We start from the raw sequence: 18,128 nt of genomic DNA on the forward strand, positions 1-18,128 counted from the left end.
ACTACTTTCACAAGACGTCTGACAACCTTGACCAGATTGACAAAAATATTGACACGTACCACACATAGTCATTGCTGTACAACCCATCATTATTTTACACATATTAATCACTCCTAAAAATATTATTTGAGATAATTATATAGTTAGAAATTAGATTTCTTAAACACAATATATTTACATTTTATTAAACTTTGTATCCAACCTATTGTGTATAAAAAATAAAATCAAATAAATAATTATCCCTTATAAGAAGTACTTATCATATAGAACTTCTTATATGTAATTTCACTACAATAGTTATAAAGAAATAATATATTAAAAATGCTACAGTTATTTTATTTTTTTTTATTTATTAAATATGTCACAATCAGTTAACTCTTTCTTTAAATTTCTAAGAGCTTTATTTTTATATTTATTTACAGTTTGACGGGATATACCTAATTTTTCAGCTATAACACTATCGGAATAACCAGAGTTATATTTTAGTGAAATTATTTGCTTTTCTTTAGATGATAAAGCTTTTTCAATGGCATATTCTAATATTATTTTGTTCTCAATTTTACTATCGTAAGATAGATAGGAGTATAATATATTATCTTCTGTTGGTATTTCTTTCCTTATCTTATCATTTTTAATTGATAATTTAAGATATTGATGATACATACATTTACAAATATAGGAAACTGCAAACTTGTCCTCTATAATTCTTGAAGGAAAATTAATTACTGTTTCAATTAAAAATATACTTAATTCATATATAGCATCTTCATAATTTAGTTTATATGCATATTTCTTTAGTAATGGACTAAATGTATCTAAAAGTAATTCCATAGCATATTTATTATTATTTTTTATATCTTTTATAGTACTTTGCAAATTTTTACACATTTTTACAATAACTCCTTTAAAATATTATTATTCTCATATTATAAAAAGGGTTATTTGTATAATAGTGTCAATAATAATAAAAAAAAGCATTAAATTTATTTATCAATATATTTTTCAAATAAGTTGGATAAATAAATTTTTTCCCACGGCAAATCTAAATCATTCCTTCCAAAATGACCATAACATGCTGTTTGTTTATATATTGGTTGATTTAAATTAAGAATAGTTATAATATTTTTGGGAGATAAATCAATATTATTGATAATAATATTTTTTATAGTATTTTCTGATAGTTTGCTAGTTCCAAAAGTATTAACGGTTAAAGAAACAGGAGATATCATCCCTATAGCATAGGCTAACCCAATTTCACATCTTTTAGCGATTTTAGTTGCTACTATATTTTTGGCGATGAATCTAGCAAAATATGCTGCTGATCTATCAACCTTTGTTGGATCTTTTCCAGAAAAAGCACCTCCACCATGTCTAGAAAATCCACCATATGTATCAACAATTATTTTTCTTCCAGTTAAGCCTGAATCTGCAAATGGACCACCTAAAACAAATCTCCCAGTAGGATTTATATAAATTCTTGTTTTTTTATCTATTAAATGTGGTGGAATTATTTCATTTATAACAAATTTTTTCAGATCTTTTTCTATTTTATTAATTGGAATATTATCATTATGTTGAACAGAAACAATAATTGTGTCTATTCTAATAGGGACATCATTTAAATATTCAACTGTTACCTGCGCTTTTCCATCTGGTCTTAGATAATTAATTATATTCGTTTTCCTAACAATGCTAATTCTCTTAGTTAATTTATGTGCTAAAAAAATAGGTAGTGGCATTAGTTCTAAAGTTTCATCACAGGCATAGCCAAACATCATACCTTGGTCACCTGCACCCAAATCATTACTTATTTTATCGCATGGGTAATCAACACCTATAGATATATCTTCTGACTGACTTCGTAATGATTTTATTATATTACACGTGTTGAAATTAAATCCATACTCATCATTTATATAACCAATTTCAGCTAATGTTTTTCTAACTATATTATCAACATCTACTTTATGTTTAGATGTGATTTCACCCATTACTAATACTAAATTTGATGAAATTGCAGTTTCACAAGCAACTCTCGCATTAGAATCTTTTTCTAAATATGCATCTAATATGCCATCAGATATTTGATCACATACTTTATCTGGATGACCTTCCGTTACTGATTCAGATGTGAATAAGTATTTTTTCATTTAAAATTCATCCTTTCTAATTAAATAATTTTTAATAGTTTCAACATCTTCCTTTAAATCTTTTATTATACAGATTTCAGTACTTAAGTTTTTTATAACATTCTGATAATTATTCTCTCTTTCTTCTTGCTTAATATCTCGCTTCTCTTGTGCCTTCAATATGTAAAAAATTAATGCCACAGCAATAACTGCCCAAAGCCCCTGGGTTAAAGCGATATTCATTATTTCTTTTTCCAACTTTATCTCCTCCTATTTTTTCCCATAACAATATAAAGAAAAATAAATAAAAAATTGTAAAGTAAGAGCATTTTTTAAAAAAATTTGCTTTTTAATAGTTGTAGAAAATTATTCAGGATATTATAAATGTATTTATGTACTAATTATGTTTACTTTTTATTTTAATATATTATCAGAGGAGGATTATAAATAAACTAATTAATAAAATTTTAATAATAATCAATTATTTATTAAATGCATTTAAATATTAAGTATCCTTAGAGGAGGTTTTTATTATTAAATCTAATAATTGTCAACAATGTACCGAAAAAAATTATGCTATACATTCATATCAAAATAAATTGCCTAAAATAGTTAGTGTTTTTTTAGTATTAACCAAAAGATGTAACTTGGCTTGTAAATATTGCTTTGTTGAACAAGAAGCAAAAGATATGCCTTTTAAAATAGCTTTAGATGCGACAGAATTTGTTGCTCATAATGCAAGAAAAACAAATACTAATCCTATAATTACATTTTTTGGTGGTGAACCTTTATTAAAATGGAAAGAGATTATCGTTCCATTAACAAGTTATATAAGAAATAAATACGGTAATAATTTTGACCTTTCCATTACCACAAATGGATTACTTCTTGATGAAGAGAAATTAAAATTTATGAAAAAAAATAACATTGATTTACTTTTAAGTATGGATGGTAATAAAAAAACGCAAGACTTAAATCGTCCAACTCAAAACGGAAATTCTAGCTTTGATATACTCTACAAAAAACTTACATTAATTTTAAAATACTACCCCGATGTAACATTTCGTTCTACAACTGATCATGATAATGCTTCGGAATTTGTAGATAATCATAAGTTTGCGATTAATCATGGTTTTAAAAACGTATATAATATAGTAAATGTTTTTTCTCATTGGAACCAACAAGAAAAACAAGAATTAAAAGTACAAATAGACAAACTTGGAGACTACTATATTGAGCTATTAAAAGCAAATAAATCCGTTAGTTTTATGCCTTTTATGGAGATGTTTGGTAAGTTAAATCTAATAGAAGATGCTAATAAAAATAATAGATATAGAGATCTTGGAACCCAATTTCCTGGATTTGGGAGATGTGGGATAGGTGCAACAATGGCTGCTAGTGTAGGTATTGACGGTAAATTATATAGTTGCCAGGAATTAGTTGATAATAATGATATTGGAAAAGAGTTTACTATTGGTAATATTTATGCTGGAGCTGATAATAAAGCAAGATACAATATTTTTAAAGATTTCAATCCTAAAAAAGTAATCTGTAGCGATGGCATTCATAAATGTAATGACTGTAAATTAAATCCTATATGTGATGGTGCTTGTTTGATAAATAATTATTTTAAATATAAAGATTTACATATAATGCCATCAACTCTATGTTTTTACTATCAAGAATTACTAAAAAAAGCTTTTGAAATCAAAAAAATATATAACCAATTAACCAAAGTTATACCTTTCTAATACCCATCTACTTATAAGATAATTGAATAATATATAATTAGGCAACTAGGTAAAATGCTATAACAGCAGCCTTATTAAGTATAATCTAATAATTGTAAATTGATTAGCTGACTTCTCTACCAATCTTGGGGCTTGACTATTATTTATTTCACACCTACTTTTTATAATAATTTATAAAATATTTTGCACAATTACTTCTATAAGAGTAAAAAATCGAGCTATTGGCAATTACCAATAGCTTTTTTATTATTGGGATATTCTAAATAATTATTTTTATTTACTTAAATATCTGGACTTAGTTTTTATCTTCTTTGTATAAGTTATTTGAAAGCATATACCTATTTTTTTAATTACCAATTATTAAATCCGATTTCTTTAATAAAGTTGCTTACTTCTTTACGAAATATATCTGGGCAACTCCACATAAAAGGATGATTACCTTTTGGATAAAATGTAACTTTGGAAGTCATTATATTCAATGATATGTTACTTGCTGCCTTTTCAATATTTGGTATTGCTTCATCTACTAAACTACCTATAATAAGCACTGGACATTTTACATCTTCTAACTTACCTTTAAAAACACTTTCCCCTTTTATTGATGCCTCATATATCATTCTAGTATCTAATTCAACTATATGCTCCCAATCTTTCCCTTGAGCATATTCCCAGAACATGCATTGTTCTTTTGATTTTTCTTTTCTTTCATTATATACTCTTTCTGCTAATTCAGAAGAAACGTATTCATCTGAAATACTATCAGCTATTACTCCTTTGGTCCTTTTAGGCTCAATAATTGACATATTGATAGCTATTGTGCCTCCACCACTAGAACCGACTACTATCCATTCTTCTATTCCTAATGATTTCATTAATTCACAGGTCATCTTCGCATTCACCCACCAGAAATCATATGAAAACTTTTCTACTCTTTCTGATTTTCCATATCCTATATAATCAGGACATATAACTCGAAACTCCTTAGAAAAATATTCAATCTCTCCTTTGTAAACAACAGATGAAGCAGTATTACCAGCGAGTAATACAATAGCTCTTCCCTGTCCTTCATCAATATAGTGTACTCTTTTGTTATTGTAATTATAATATGGCATAATTTAATCTCTCCTTTAATTTTCTAATCTTATAATTCAGTTTATTAATAGGTGTATTTATCCATTCTCATTTTTACCACCTCCAATTTTGGAATCAAAAAAAGACTATAGATAGAATAATTAACTATCCACAGCCTTATTATTATTAAATAGGTCTTTTCTATAAGACAAATAAATCCGTACATTAAGTACAGATATAACTATAATCAGTATATCAAAAGGATATAAACTCACATATTCTCAACTTAGATTTTAAAAAGCATACCAAAATAAACATTTATAAAACAAAATGTCATCCTTGCTTTTTATATTAAATTCATCAATTAGTTAAGAATATTCCTCATTTTTAACAACCTCTTTCTTTTTTTATATTGTAATAGAAACTACTAGTAAAGTCAAATAGTAATTTAGCCCTTACTACTTCTAAGCCGTATGTTTTTCCAATATATTATAATATCTAACATCTTGCTTATATTATAATATATTAATTAAAGTATTGGAGGTACTTAAACTGAAAAAAATAAAGATCATATCTATAAAAAAAGCTCACATAATATTATTTTTATCAACTATAATAATCTGTTTTTTCACTTGCATGTTCATTATCAATACTGTCGATAGTAATGATTCTATCCCTGTTACCCTAATTCTTAAGGATAATGATACCATTGAATTACAAAGAGAAAACGAAAGATTGAAAGGTGCTCTTGAAAGAATATTTCCAGAAGAACAGCATGTATTATATGAAAAACCTTATAGAGGATATTATGATGAAGTACCTTCATTCCAAACATATGCCTTACCAGATGCTATAAATAAAGGGAAAAACATTGATTTTAATGTTATATATAATGATACTGAATATATGAGACCAACTTATAATTCAACTTGGAAAGATTTCTATTTCAGAAATTGGTTATACCTTCCATCAAAAGTCGCTAATGCTCACCATAAGATATTTATATACCCTGCTGGGGCAAGCAGTATCTTTGATTTTATTGGTGATCTTGCATTCAACTCCTCAAGTGTGGATTTTCATAAGAACATTAATTTTCTCATTTATAACTTTGATGTGGATAACATTAGACAATATGAAAATCAAGTCATCCTTATAGGTAAGCCAAATAGAAAAGGTGCTCAAGTCATTTCTGTAGTTCAAGATACTCTACTTGCTGATAATGTAGATACAAAAGACTTTCTTTTCCAACTAGCTACTCCAAAAGGTTATGAAATTGACCTTATATATGGTAATGCAATAAAATATGATTATCTAAAGAAAATTATCGAAGAAAATACAGTAAAAAGAACATTTTTATCTTCTAACAAGACAATGACACTAGCACAACTCCAGGAAGAAAATTCACTTATTAAAAAAGAATTATCTAATTTTATTCCCATAGAAGATAATTTAGTGATTACAAATCAAGATTGTAGAAAACCATTGGATACTGATATTAAAAAAATTATTGATTTGGAAGTAGTTAAAAACACAGGTAAAAGTCTAGCTTTTAATATTATCTACGAAAACCCTCAATATGTAAGACCTATATACGACCCAATATGGAAAGAAAATCATGAGAAAGGATGGGCTTACGTTCCTACAAAGATATGCGAAAACATGCATATACTATTTCCTATACCCTCTGATATGGATAAACAAGCTGATTTCTTCCATAATCTAACTATAAAACAACCCGTTAAACCAATTAATAATACTAGTAGAGGTATTTTGCTATTTAATTTCACTCCACAAGAAGTATATAAGAAGAGTAATCAAATAGTTATTATAGGAATCCCTAATAGATTAGGTCTTACCATAATAACCCTAGACAACAAAGAATTGAAAGGACATTCCTCTTACCTATTACAACTATCCACTCCTGATTTTCAAGAAATCGATGTAGATAGACTATCTATAGATAAAAAACAAAAGTAACTTTTACATTGATTCAGCATTTTCATATATTCTTTTTACTTCTTCCTTACTGATCAATCCATTTAAAATAAAAGCAATTATAATTATTCCTGGGATATCTATCAACAATCTAGTAACTGCAAATCTTGCTCCTAGAGCGGACATTTCAAATAAGAACATTGGTATTTTGGTGGTTGACCAAGCCCCTATGAATATCAATACATTACTGAATTTTACTCCTTTTTTCATAAATACAGCTGCTATAGGAAATGCCCCATACAGTGGTCCTGCTGCTGCTGAACCTAGTATTATTGATAGAACTATTCCCTTAATACCTGATTTATCTCCCATGTATTTCATCATGGTCTCTTTTGGAATCCATACATCCAATAATCCTAATAGTACAAATACAGGTGGTATGACGAGAATCATTTCTTTTAGATTACTGCCTGTAATTTTTATGGCTTTTAATCCTATCTCTCTATTAAATATTAATAATAATATTATTGTAGCTATGATGATTAGTGCAAAGGTATATCTTTTTAGAGTCTTCATAATCAAGCCACCACCTTTCCAATGATATATGCGACGATAAAGCAAAATACAAAGGCTAGTACATTTCTTATTATGGTAAGTTTTTTACCAAAGTACTTAATCTCAACGGGTGCTGTGATTACGCCTACCATCATTAGTGCTGATATGAATGCACCTATCTGCATATATCCTGCTCCACTTTCAAGTAACATTGCAGCGGTTGGAAATGCAACGAATCCTGGGATTAATGTTACTGCTCCGATAACAGCTGAGGCAATGACCCCTATCCAGCCTGACCTAGCTCCTATTATCTTGGAGATGAATTCTGCATCGAATATTGAGAGTAATATACCGACAAACAGTATTACTCCTAGAAATTGAGGAAGGATATTATTAAATGATTTCCAGGCTTTTTTTAGAGCCTTTTTTGTTTTTTTCTTGTCTTTATAATAGGATATAATTAGTAAAGTAATAGCTACTAGGTACATTATATAACTACTCATGGTTAGGGACTCCTTTGTATTCTTAATAATTTCTATATTACTTCTTATCAACTATAATTTTCTACACTCTTTTTAGTATTGTTAGTGTATCCATCATGTGTAATAGTCAATGTATCTCTTATAGTATACTAAAAAATTCTGGACTTGCCTATCTAATTAATTACCTTTGAATAAATTATCGTACAAGTAAGTCAGATAAAGTATTTTGTTCGGACTTGGCTTTTGCAAAATAGTATATGTATATATTTCGCCAGCTACTTGCTCGTCATGAGCAAAAATCAAACACATACGTTACAAAAATGTAAGGTTAATATAAGATAAATCTATGGTTCATAAAAGATATATTCATTACAATTAATATAGATAAATAATGTATCAAAATTATAGACTAAAGAGGAGAATAGATGTGAAAAAATTTAATGGCTATCAAATAAAAATGTTCATGGCAATTCTTATGGTACTTGACCACATTAATCATATTCCAAACCTAATATCTGGAGATATGGCTTCTATGTTTCATATAATAACTAGATGTGTGGGAGTATGGTTTGCTTATACTGCGGTGGAAGGTTTTATGTACACAAGAAGCAAAATAAAATATAACTTAAGATTAGCTACGTGGGCAGGGGTAATGTATTTAGGTAATACACTATTAGCTTACCTATACAGTTCCAAAGAAATTATTGTGTATAATAATATTTTCCTTACCCTTGCATTTGGCGTTTTGATGTTGAATGTATTATATAACTTCAAGAATAGTTCTACTATAGTTAAATGTGTTAGAGTAATTTTAAGTATAGCTATCTTTGTTGGTGGTTTTATGATTTCTGAAGGTGGCCTACCTATAATACCATTCATGTTGATAACTTATTACACTAGAAAAAATGCAAGTCTTAGAAATATTAGTTATTTAGTATTTTCTGTAATATTGTTAATCTTATTTTATACACCTTATGAAACAGTAGCTCTAACTATTAAAATGCTTTTCTTCAACTGCGATTGGTTATTCATAACTGTAATACCATTTATATATATGTACAATGGCAAAAGAGGTCCAAAAAACAAATTTACAAAGTATTTCTTTTACGTATTTTATCCTGCTCATCTATGGATTATAGCTACAATTGCATATTTTGTAAAATAATATAACTAGGAGTGATTAGCAATGAATAAGTTTATAAAGATAATATTTGGTTTTATTATTGTAACTGGTTTAACTATTGGATTATCTGGATGCCGGGCATTAGAAAATGATGATGTAAAGCAATTGAGAAAAGATTTGATTACCATAGTACAGGATAATACAAAAGTTTATTTCAACAAAGAAATAGATTGTGATGATTTTGATACATCACTTGCTCAAGAAGTAAGCGACAATAGTTTTACATCTATCATCAATTTGGATGATGTGAAAAAAGTTCACTTTATCGGACGTTTCAAAGATAAACCTGATGATGTAATAGATTTTTATTTAATCTATGATATAGAAAATAAGAAAACTGAGAAATTTGGTATAAAAACTATGGAAGATGATGAAATTGTATATGCTGAATTGAATGATTAAAATAAGCTGGGGAGATATTATATTATAAAATTCATTTCCGCATATCTATCATACAGTAGCAGACTTAGATATAAGTCTGCTACTGTTATACTAGTTATAAATAGATATACTTGACATTAATATAAATAATTATTATATTAACATTAGACTATATAATTAATTGGCTATTTATTACATATTATAAGTATTAAATCAGTAGACTACTTTTATATAAGAAAATATAAGGAGCAAGATTACATGTATAAGATATTAATTATTGAAGATGATATTAAACTAAAAAAAGAACTTTCTAAGTTATTAGAGTCCTATGGGTATGAATGTGTTTATAATGAAGATTTTAAGAATATCATTGAATACTCATTAAGTGCAAACGCCGATTTGATACTTTTAGACATTAATCTACCTTATTATGATGGATTCCATATATGCAGAGAAATAAGAAAACAAACCAATATTCCTATTATCATAGTTACAAGTAGAAACACTGATATGGATGAACTGATGGCACTTAACCTAGGTGCTGATGATTTTATAACAAAACCGTATAATACACAGATTCTACTTGCACATATATCTACCGTTTTGAAAAGAACAACCATTAATAATACTAGTCAGATTCTGATTCATAAGAATTTGTCCCTTAATATTTCCAATAGTACTGCTAGTCATCAGAATAATAAAATAGAACTTACCAAAAATGAAATAAGAATACTTTCACTATTAATAAGAAATAAAGAAACCATTGTATCACGAGATGATATCATGAATGAACTCTGGCAGTCAGATGAATTTGTTGATGATAATACTCTTACTGTCAATGTTAATAGGCTACGGAAAAAGCTAGAAACTATTGGATTAAATAATTTTATTGAAACAAAGAGAGGACAAGGATATATTATATGAAACTTACAACTTTCTTGAAAAACAAAATATGGTTTCTAATATTTCACCTATTATTAATTGCTTTCATTAGTCTCCTACTTTCAATATTTCACGTGAATTTTTATGTAATTCTTTTTATAGCTATGCTGATTCTTATAACAGATATAGTAATTCTTCTTATAGAATATATACCCAAAAGAAATTTTTATAGTAAGATTGATAAGGTTTTAGAGAACCTTGATAAAAAATATTATATCCATGAATTAATAGAAAAACCGAATTTTGAAGAAGGTATAATACTACATGATGTCATCTATCAAGCAGTGAAGTCAATGAATGACGAAATAGCAACGTATAAAATATCTCAAAATGAATATAAAGAATATATTGAAACATGGATTCATGAAATAAAGACTCCTATTTTTTGTATTGATCTAATATGTGAAAATACTAAAAATCAGGTAACTAAGAGTATTTCCGATGAAATTAGTAAAATCAATAATTTTGTAGAGCAAGCCCTATATTATGCAAGAAGCACAGCTCTAGAAAAAGATTATGTGATTCGTATAATCAATCTAGAAGAAACGATCAAAAAATTAATTAAAAATCAAGCAAAACAGCTAATCAGATGTAAAACAGATATGAAGTTCAATAATCTAGGTAAAATTGTCTTTTGTGATACTAAATGGCTTGATTTCATTCTGGGACAAGTATTATCCAATAGTATAAAATACAAAAAGAACAACCTTATTATTGCATTCTCTGCAATAGAAAACAGTAATAACATTGAATTATTACTATCAGATAATGGAATAGGTATACCCGAAAAAGATATTCAAAGAGTATTTGATAAAGGGTTCACAGGTGAAAACGGAAGAAAATATGCAAAATCTACAGGTATAGGATTGTATCTATGTAAAAACCTATGTACTAAGATGGGTATAGGATTCGCTATCTCCTCTCAGCTTGATATAGGAACTACAGTTAAAATTATATTCCCCAAAGATAAAACAATTCTATTCGAGTCATAGATTTATGACTCCTTTTTAGTTTTGTGACATAATTGTAAGATTCATGTAAGTGTAATCTAAGGTAATAATTATAGATAGGTGATATATTTTACTTATCAAAAATATAGTGTATGGCAATCAATTATTGGCTATACTTTATATCTATCAGGAGGTTTTCTAATGAAAACAATTTTGCAAGTAAAAAATATAGAAAAATACTATGGTAATAAGGGTAATGTTACAAGAGCTATAGATAATATAAGCTTTGATGTACAGGAAGGTGAATATATCGGAATAATGGGGGCATCTGGTAGTGGTAAAACTACATTACTCAATTGTATATCAACTATTGATACGGTAACCTCAGGCAAAATATTAATCGAAGATAAAGATATTACTACACTAAGGTCAAAGCAATTATCTAGATTCAGACGTGAAAACCTAGGATTCATATTTCAAGACTTCAATCTACTAGATACACTTACAGCATATGAAAATATAGCTATTGCTCTAACTATTCTAAAAGTTGGTTCTAAAAAGATTGATGGAATGATAAACGATATTTCCCATAAGTTAAATATCACTGATATACTAAGTAAATATCCTTATCAATTATCAGGTGGTGAAAAACAAAGAGTAGCCAGTGCCAGAGCTATAGTAACCAATCCTTCTTTGATCTTAGCTGATGAACCTACTGGAGCCCTTGATAGCAAATCTTCAAAAATGTTGTTAGAGAGTTTTGATAAATTGAATTATGACCTTGCAGCAACTATCCTCATGGTCACACATGATGCATTTGCAGCAAGCTATTGTAATAGAATCCTATTCATTAAAGATGGTAAATTATTTAATGAGCTTATAAAGGGTAAAGATACAAGAAAAGAATTTTTTGACAGAATTATTGAAGTTATATCTCTTCTCGGAGGTGATAACAACGATGTATATTAAACTTTCTTATAAAAATGCTTCAAAAAGCATCAAAGACTATGGCATCTATTTTCTAACCTTGGTTTTTGGTGTATGCGTGTTTTATATGTTCAATGCTATTGATGCACAAAAAGAGATCATGGAATTTACACAAAGAGAACATACTGCTATGAAATTCTTAAAAGAAACTCTTAATTATATATCTGTTTTTGTATCTATAGTATTAGGTTTTTTAATTGTATATGCTAATGGATTTCTTATAAAAAGACGTAAGAAAGAACTTGGAGTATACTTGACTCTAGGGATGGAAAAACATCAAATATCAATAATACTTATATTAGAAACAATGGTATTAGCAATCATAGGTCTATTGATTGGACTAGTAGTTGGAATTTTTGGTTCACAGATTATGTCTGTATTCACCGCTAAGTTGTTCGAGGTTAATATGACCTCTTTCAAATTTGTTTTCTCCCCTACTGCCGCACTTAAGAGTGTACTATTTTTCTCAATAATATTTCTTGTGGTTACATTATTTAATACTTTTACAATATCTAAATGCAAACTCCTTGATCTATTATATAGTAATAAGAAGAATCAAGAAATGAAAATCAGAAATAAGACTGTATCATTTATTTTATTTATATTGTCCCTAATTTCTCTAGCTATCTCTTATTATTTAATATTGACTAATGGTATTGCTGACCTTTCACCAGGATTCTATGGTTCATTGTTATTTGGTACAGTTGGTACATTTTTGTTTTTTCTATCAATCTCTGGCTTACTGATAAAAATAATTACAAAGATGAAAAAAGTGTATCTCAAGAATTTGAATGTATTTGTAGTTCGCCAAATAGCCAGTATGATAAATACTAATGTGGTATCTATGACTATTGTGTGTATTACTCTATTACTTACAATTGGTACCCTTTCATCAGGTGTCAGTATGTCAAAAGCTCTTTCAAGAGATATTTCCGATAAAACACCTTATGATATTTCTTTCTATGATTATGGTTATGAGAATGAAGTATTAACCGACATAAGTGAAGTTTTAGAAGAGCATACCCATTTTTCTAATTATACATCTGTAACTAATCAAATATTTTTTTACAACATACCAAAATTACATTATAAAGATATTGTGATAGATGAAAAATTAGATACTTCCATTTACTTTTTAAGGAATCCAATTAAGTTTATTTCCTTAAGTGATTATAATAGAAGTGCCAAAATGCAAGGTAATAAAGAATTGTCATTATCAGAGAATGAATATGCAATAATTAATCTGTGGGATATTTTAAATGATAATTTTAATTCATTAATAGAAAGCAATAAAACAATTACTATAAATAACAATGAATTCTATCCAAATAAAAATATAATCAATCTTCAATTATATACTAGGGATAATATGTATGCCTCACCTATAATAATTATAAATGATAAATATATTACGGATATGAAAAAAGCTGAGATTATATTGAATGCTAATTTTAAAGATTCAGATGCACAAAAATCTTTTATGACAGAATTTGATAAATCATCAAAAAGATATTTACATTTTACTAAAGATGAACTATATACAGAAATTATAACTGGTAAGACCGTTTCTGCTTTTCTAGCAATCTATCTAGGATTTGTATTTTTAGTAACATGTGCTGCAATATTATCTATTCAGCAATTATCACAGTCTAGTGATAACAAAGAAAGATATGAGCTTCTAAAAAAATTAGGTACAGATGAAAAAATGTTGAATCATACTTTATTTACTCAAATATTAATTTATTTTTTACTTCCTTTATCACTGGCTATTGTTCATTCGGTTGTAGGACTTATAGCAGTAAATCAAGTTATAGTTGCTTATGGTAAAGTAAATATACTGGCTAATATTTTAATGGCTGCAATATTTCTAGTAATTGTGTATGGTGCTTATTTTATGGCAACTTATATTGGGAGTAAGAATGTTATTAAGAGTAATAGAATAATTTAACATATTTTTGCTAATAAAAAGCCCTATATGATACAGAATAATTAATATTAATCTGGTTATCATATAGGGTTTTTTTAGCTTAGAATTTCAATTTTCAACAAATTATATTGAAGAGCTTTCCTAATAAAACATCATCTTAAAAATTTCGCTTTTAAGCCTATTCTCCCATCCATTATATTCTTGAATATAGGTGATGATAAAATGTAGTCTTTCTTCAGTAGAGTATTCGCTATTTGCATTTAATTCTTTTATTTTATTTTGTAAGTCATTAAGATTTAACAATAATTGCTCTTTTTTTTCTGGACTATAACGTACAATTCTATTAATATCTTGAAAGTAATTTGATAATCCTGGTGTTAATCTGCCAAGTATAGTAGAATCACTATCATATTTTTCAACACCAGAACGAACAAAGCTTCTGGATAATACTTCAATCTCTTTTATTTCCCCTTGTATGACTAGTAAAGCTCTATTAATATCGCTTTCAGATGCATTGTCTTTGAAAATATTCCTTTCAAGATTCCCATGTATATTACGTATATTCATTCCTACAGCAGTCAATGTATTACTATTAGCGACCTCAGAAAACATACGTATTTTGTTTGCTCTTGAATATTGATTATAATAACCAACTATTAGCACCAAAGCTATACATATATTTATAAAAAAGAACACCTTTTTTACTCTAACACTATTCATGATATTAAAATATCCTTTCTTAATGCAATATGTTAAAAGAAGTAACTCCTACAATATATATATCGCTCTAAGAACTACTTCTAATTAAGTTCAAACTTTTTTTATCTCATTCTTGAATCCAATAACTATATTATCCGTTTCGTATTTATTAAGTTCTAGAAATCTATATAAATATTCTTTTCCTAATTCATCTGTTATTATATGATTATCCATTAATTCCTTATTAATGTAGTAGTAATTATCAAGTTCAAGACTGTAATTAAATGCTACTTGATATGCCCATAATTCATCTGATTGAGTGTTAAATACTATGTATTTTTTGTTGTCAGTTTTAAATATAACGAGATAATTATTATGGATATTTACAACAGAAAAATTATTATCTTTGCTAATATAATGGTTTGGTATCAATAATTTAGAAAAAGAAGCGCCAATTACAAGTTAGTAACTGGCATTTCTCATAGATTTTTTTCTGTGTTTTTTCCATAGACTATTCAGATGACTTTTTCAAGCCCGTAATCCAACAGGAAATTTCATAAATTTTGGTACAGGTACTACAAGGGTTACCTCTTGTAGTAGTTAAGGTTTTGGTTTAGTAGGCACTGGGTGGAGTTATAAGACCGCCCCATCTTCAATATTAAAAGCAATTTCATAATCATCACCACATTTTAGCCAGACATTATCACTATTGAACTTGAAATCAATGACTATATCTGGTGTACCCATTTTCCATATAACTTTTCCGTTCTCATTTAAAACAGAGATACCAAATTCATGAATAATCGCTATTAAATTGCTTTCATAATAACATGTCATATCATAAACTAATGAATTCATCGTCTGCCTAAATTTGATATCCTTACTCTTTAGTCCTATACCAACAACTTCGTTTTCAAATGTCAAAATCGCACAGTTATTGTTGTTTGTAATTAATAAATTAGGTTCTAAACCATGATTATCATATTTTAGACCAATTAAAAGTTCTTCATCATTTTTTATTTTAATAACATCATATGTGTCTACATACTGTTCATTAAAATCTAAAATTAGTTTAATGCCATATTCATTTACGCAGTTGTTAAAGTCGATTTCCGTTTCAAGTCTAGAGTAATTCAAACTTATACTATCAGTTATAATTTTCATCTATTCCCTCCTTACTTTTATTTTAAGAGTTTTTCAAGTGGTACACTTTTAGGTCCCTTACCACCTTTAACTATAATATTTTTCAGTACGTTACCATCCCACAACGTTTGAAAAACAGCTCCTCTTTCAGATCCCATAATAAACGTTTCTCTAGTAGTACCAGTCCAATTTACTACTGGCTTGCCAGGTAATTCTTTCGCTACATATGACATTGGTTCAACACTAACTATACTATTTGGGTCATAATATGATTCTGTGAGCTTATCCATTATGAAACTTCTGTTGTCTTGTGTATCATATATTCCCATTTTATTAGCTAATTCATTCTTCATACCAGTTGTTCTGTCAATATTATGTGTGTTTCCAGTAGCTTCACCAAAAAGATAATCTAATTTTTTTCCAAAGTCAGGATTATCCATCCCCTCTAATAACTCCTCATCCTTATTTATAGAATTCAAAGTCTCAATAATGAACTGTTCATCTGCATCAGTAGCACCTAAAGTACTATTATAATCAGCTATCATTTCTTTTAGCATACCATTAGCAGCTAAACCTGATGCCATCTTGAATCCATATATGGATACTCCTTCTAGAAATACTCCTAAACTATACAAACCATAAAATGCAGCAGCAGTATATGTAATAGGTTTAACTACGCTGAGTAGATCATCCGGTATTCCATCATTAACTTCCAGTGCAAAATCAGCATTGCTTTTTACAGTTCCCCATATATCACCTTCGGGGTTATATGTTTTCTCCCAGTTAAACCATTTATGCTTATAATACTGAATTTCTTCTCCTGTAAGTAACTTATATAATTCTTCCCTAAGTTCTTTTTTATGTTCCTTCTCTTTTTGTGTATAACCTGGTATACCTGTTACATATTCTTTGGCTCCATGTGGGTCCATGCTGTATAGAAATTGTAAATCTTCTACGGTTAAATCCAATGACCTATTTTGTAAAGCATTACCAAAAGCTGTAGCTGATGGGGACTCATTCAATTTTTTTAATGCCTCTACACTCCTAGCACCATAACCGCCATGTACTAAACTACGGTTGGCTTCATATGTATCTTGTCCAACATATTTCCATACTACATTTTTATCTGTAAATAGTATATCATTGTTTTCTAGTATTTGTACATTGACTCCTAGACTTTCTGATATTTTTGATTGGATCAAGTGTTCATTCTTAGTTATATAAACACTATCTCCATATACATCTATCAAGTCTGCCATAGCTGATAATCTGGCAAATTCATAGATATCGTAAGGGGTTATATTTTTTCCTGCTTTTTCTTTGTACAAGAGTTCATTCTTTTTAACATACTTCTTGTAATGCTCCCATACACCAGTTTCTTCATAACCACCTTCTGCTACTCCTGTGGTAATTTCACCTGTGTCTAATTCTTTTAACTTTCTAAATAGTTCTTTGATATTTGCATCAGCTATGTATTTGGCACTAGACCACTCATTTAATTGATTATTGGATATTTGCATCTGTTCATCAATTTGTTTAATGATATCCACCATATCATGATAAGGTATATTGTCAGTCATATAGCTTGATTTGGAAAATATGCGTGTAGAATCTTCTATGTAAACTTCTCTTGCAGGCTCGTCAAATATGTTATTATATTGATCTTGTTCATTCTCGGGTACTTCTAATCCTGCTACAAGACTTTCCAATCTTCGTTCAGCGTCTAGATAACTGTCTATAGTACCATTTATGTGTATTCCCGAATTATCTATCCTTTCCCCTAAAGATTTTATTCCCTTGCTAGCTGTATCTAGTTGATAATTAATATTATGTCTTTGACGAATTACATTGTCAATACTATTCTTTAATGAGTTAAATTGATTATATATATTGTTTACCCTGTCTGCCGAACTTTTCAACCTGTCTACTTGTTCTTCTAGTCCTATAATATCTGAAGATATTTTTGACATGTTTCACCTCCTAGTATAATAAT

At 28.2% G+C, this 18,128-nt stretch carries 18 protein-coding genes; 8 read left to right on the forward strand and 10 right to left on the reverse strand.

The features are described 5' to 3' along the window. Positions 1 to 345: 345 nt before the first annotated feature. The 3 genes from ACX6CF_RS20005 to ACX6CF_RS20015 all read right to left on the reverse strand — a co-directional run bounded on the left by ACX6CF_RS20005 (position 346) and on the right by ACX6CF_RS20015 (position 2,387). Positions 346 to 888, reverse strand: a complete 543-nt coding sequence (locus ACX6CF_RS20005) for a sigma-70 family RNA polymerase sigma factor (protein WP_458787139.1) — start codon at positions 886 to 888, stop codon at positions 346 to 348. Between the two features lie 95 nt (positions 889 to 983). Further along, entirely contained in the window at positions 984 to 2,150 is a 1,167-nt protein-coding gene (gene metK, locus ACX6CF_RS20010) for a methionine adenosyltransferase (RefSeq protein WP_458787140.1), read from the reverse strand. After that, on the reverse strand, positions 2,151 to 2,387 hold the full coding sequence (locus tag ACX6CF_RS20015) for a BhlA/UviB family holin-like peptide (RefSeq protein ID WP_458787141.1): 237 nt from the start codon (positions 2,385 to 2,387) through the stop codon (positions 2,151 to 2,153). It abuts the gene before it with no gap. A gap of 341 nt (positions 2,388 to 2,728) precedes the next feature. On the opposite strand from ACX6CF_RS20015, the gene ACX6CF_RS20020 reads away from it, so the two are divergent. Then, the gene (locus ACX6CF_RS20020) at positions 2,729 to 3,880 is read left to right on the forward strand and encodes a radical SAM protein (protein ID WP_458787142.1); all 1,152 of its coding nucleotides are present in this window, start codon (positions 2,729 to 2,731) and stop codon (positions 3,878 to 3,880) included. A 350-nt stretch (positions 3,881 to 4,230) separates the two neighbouring features. Here the strand turns inward: ACX6CF_RS20020 and ACX6CF_RS20025 are convergent, their stop codons facing one another. Beyond that, positions 4,231 to 4,992 (reverse strand): alpha/beta fold hydrolase, encoded by a 762-nt coding sequence (locus ACX6CF_RS20025; RefSeq protein ID WP_458787143.1) that lies wholly within the window; start codon positions 4,990 to 4,992, stop codon positions 4,231 to 4,233. Between the two features lie 595 nt (positions 4,993 to 5,587). On the opposite strand from ACX6CF_RS20025, the gene ACX6CF_RS20030 reads away from it, so the two are divergent. Continuing rightward, the gene (locus tag ACX6CF_RS20030) at positions 5,588 to 6,928 is read left to right on the forward strand and encodes a hypothetical protein (RefSeq protein WP_458787144.1); all 1,341 of its coding nucleotides are present in this window, start codon (positions 5,588 to 5,590) and stop codon (positions 6,926 to 6,928) included. A gap of 3 nt (positions 6,929 to 6,931) precedes the next feature. Here ACX6CF_RS20030 and ACX6CF_RS20035 read toward each other — a convergent pair whose 3' ends face one another. Together ACX6CF_RS20035 and ACX6CF_RS20040 are read right to left on the reverse strand one after the other, a co-directional pair. Continuing rightward, positions 6,932 to 7,462: a permease gene (locus ACX6CF_RS20035; RefSeq protein ID WP_458787145.1), complete on the reverse strand. Its 531-nt coding sequence runs from the start codon at positions 7,460 to 7,462 to the stop codon at positions 6,932 to 6,934. Positions 7,463 to 7,464: 2 nt separating this feature from the next. Continuing rightward, entirely contained in the window at positions 7,465 to 7,944 is a 480-nt protein-coding gene (locus tag ACX6CF_RS20040; RefSeq protein ID WP_458787146.1) for a hypothetical protein, read from the reverse strand. Positions 7,945 to 8,350: 406 nt separating this feature from the next. Between ACX6CF_RS20040 and ACX6CF_RS20045 the strand changes: the two genes are divergently transcribed. The 6 genes from ACX6CF_RS20045 to ACX6CF_RS20070 all read left to right on the forward strand — a co-directional run bounded on the left by ACX6CF_RS20045 (position 8,351) and on the right by ACX6CF_RS20070 (position 14,314). After that, positions 8,351 to 9,088, forward strand: coding sequence for a TraX family protein (locus ACX6CF_RS20045; RefSeq protein WP_458787147.1), 738 nt, complete (start codon positions 8,351 to 8,353; stop codon positions 9,086 to 9,088). Positions 9,089 to 9,109: 21 nt separating this feature from the next. Beyond that, the gene (locus ACX6CF_RS20050) at positions 9,110 to 9,508 is read left to right on the forward strand and encodes a hypothetical protein (protein ID WP_458787148.1); all 399 of its coding nucleotides are present in this window, start codon (positions 9,110 to 9,112) and stop codon (positions 9,506 to 9,508) included. 237 nt (positions 9,509 to 9,745) lie between these two features. After that, complete coding sequence (locus tag ACX6CF_RS20055) at positions 9,746 to 10,411, forward strand: response regulator transcription factor (protein WP_458787149.1); 666 nt, start codon at positions 9,746 to 9,748, stop codon at positions 10,409 to 10,411. Then, on the forward strand, positions 10,408 to 11,421 hold the full coding sequence (locus tag ACX6CF_RS20060; protein ID WP_458787150.1) for a sensor histidine kinase: 1,014 nt from the start codon (positions 10,408 to 10,410) through the stop codon (positions 11,419 to 11,421). Before ACX6CF_RS20055 ends, ACX6CF_RS20060 begins: the two co-directional genes overlap by 4 nt. A 159-nt stretch (positions 11,422 to 11,580) precedes the next feature. Further along, positions 11,581 to 12,348, forward strand: coding sequence for an ABC transporter ATP-binding protein (locus tag ACX6CF_RS20065; protein ID WP_458787151.1), 768 nt, complete (start codon positions 11,581 to 11,583; stop codon positions 12,346 to 12,348). Continuing rightward, positions 12,338 to 14,314, forward strand: a complete 1,977-nt coding sequence (locus ACX6CF_RS20070) for an FtsX-like permease family protein (RefSeq protein ID WP_458787152.1) — start codon at positions 12,338 to 12,340, stop codon at positions 14,312 to 14,314. Before ACX6CF_RS20065 ends, ACX6CF_RS20070 begins: the two co-directional genes overlap by 11 nt. A gap of 120 nt (positions 14,315 to 14,434) precedes the next feature. Here the strand turns inward: ACX6CF_RS20070 and ACX6CF_RS20075 are convergent, their stop codons facing one another. The 4 genes from ACX6CF_RS20075 to ACX6CF_RS20090 form a co-directional block, all read right to left on the reverse strand. Continuing rightward, positions 14,435 to 15,013, reverse strand: a complete 579-nt coding sequence (locus ACX6CF_RS20075) for a hypothetical protein (RefSeq protein ID WP_458787153.1) — start codon at positions 15,011 to 15,013, stop codon at positions 14,435 to 14,437. A 90-nt stretch (positions 15,014 to 15,103) separates the two neighbouring features. Then, the gene (locus ACX6CF_RS20080) at positions 15,104 to 15,226 is read right to left on the reverse strand and encodes a hypothetical protein (protein ID WP_458787154.1); all 123 of its coding nucleotides are present in this window, start codon (positions 15,224 to 15,226) and stop codon (positions 15,104 to 15,106) included. A 399-nt stretch (positions 15,227 to 15,625) separates the two neighbouring features. Continuing rightward, entirely contained in the window at positions 15,626 to 16,156 is a 531-nt protein-coding gene (locus ACX6CF_RS20085; protein WP_458787155.1) for a hypothetical protein, read from the reverse strand. A 17-nt stretch (positions 16,157 to 16,173) separates the two neighbouring features. Then, the gene (locus ACX6CF_RS20090) at positions 16,174 to 18,105 is read right to left on the reverse strand and encodes a hypothetical protein (protein WP_458787156.1); all 1,932 of its coding nucleotides are present in this window, start codon (positions 18,103 to 18,105) and stop codon (positions 16,174 to 16,176) included. Between the last annotated feature and the right edge of the window lie 23 nt (positions 18,106 to 18,128).

This window comes from Vallitalea sediminicola, assembly GCF_054408565.1.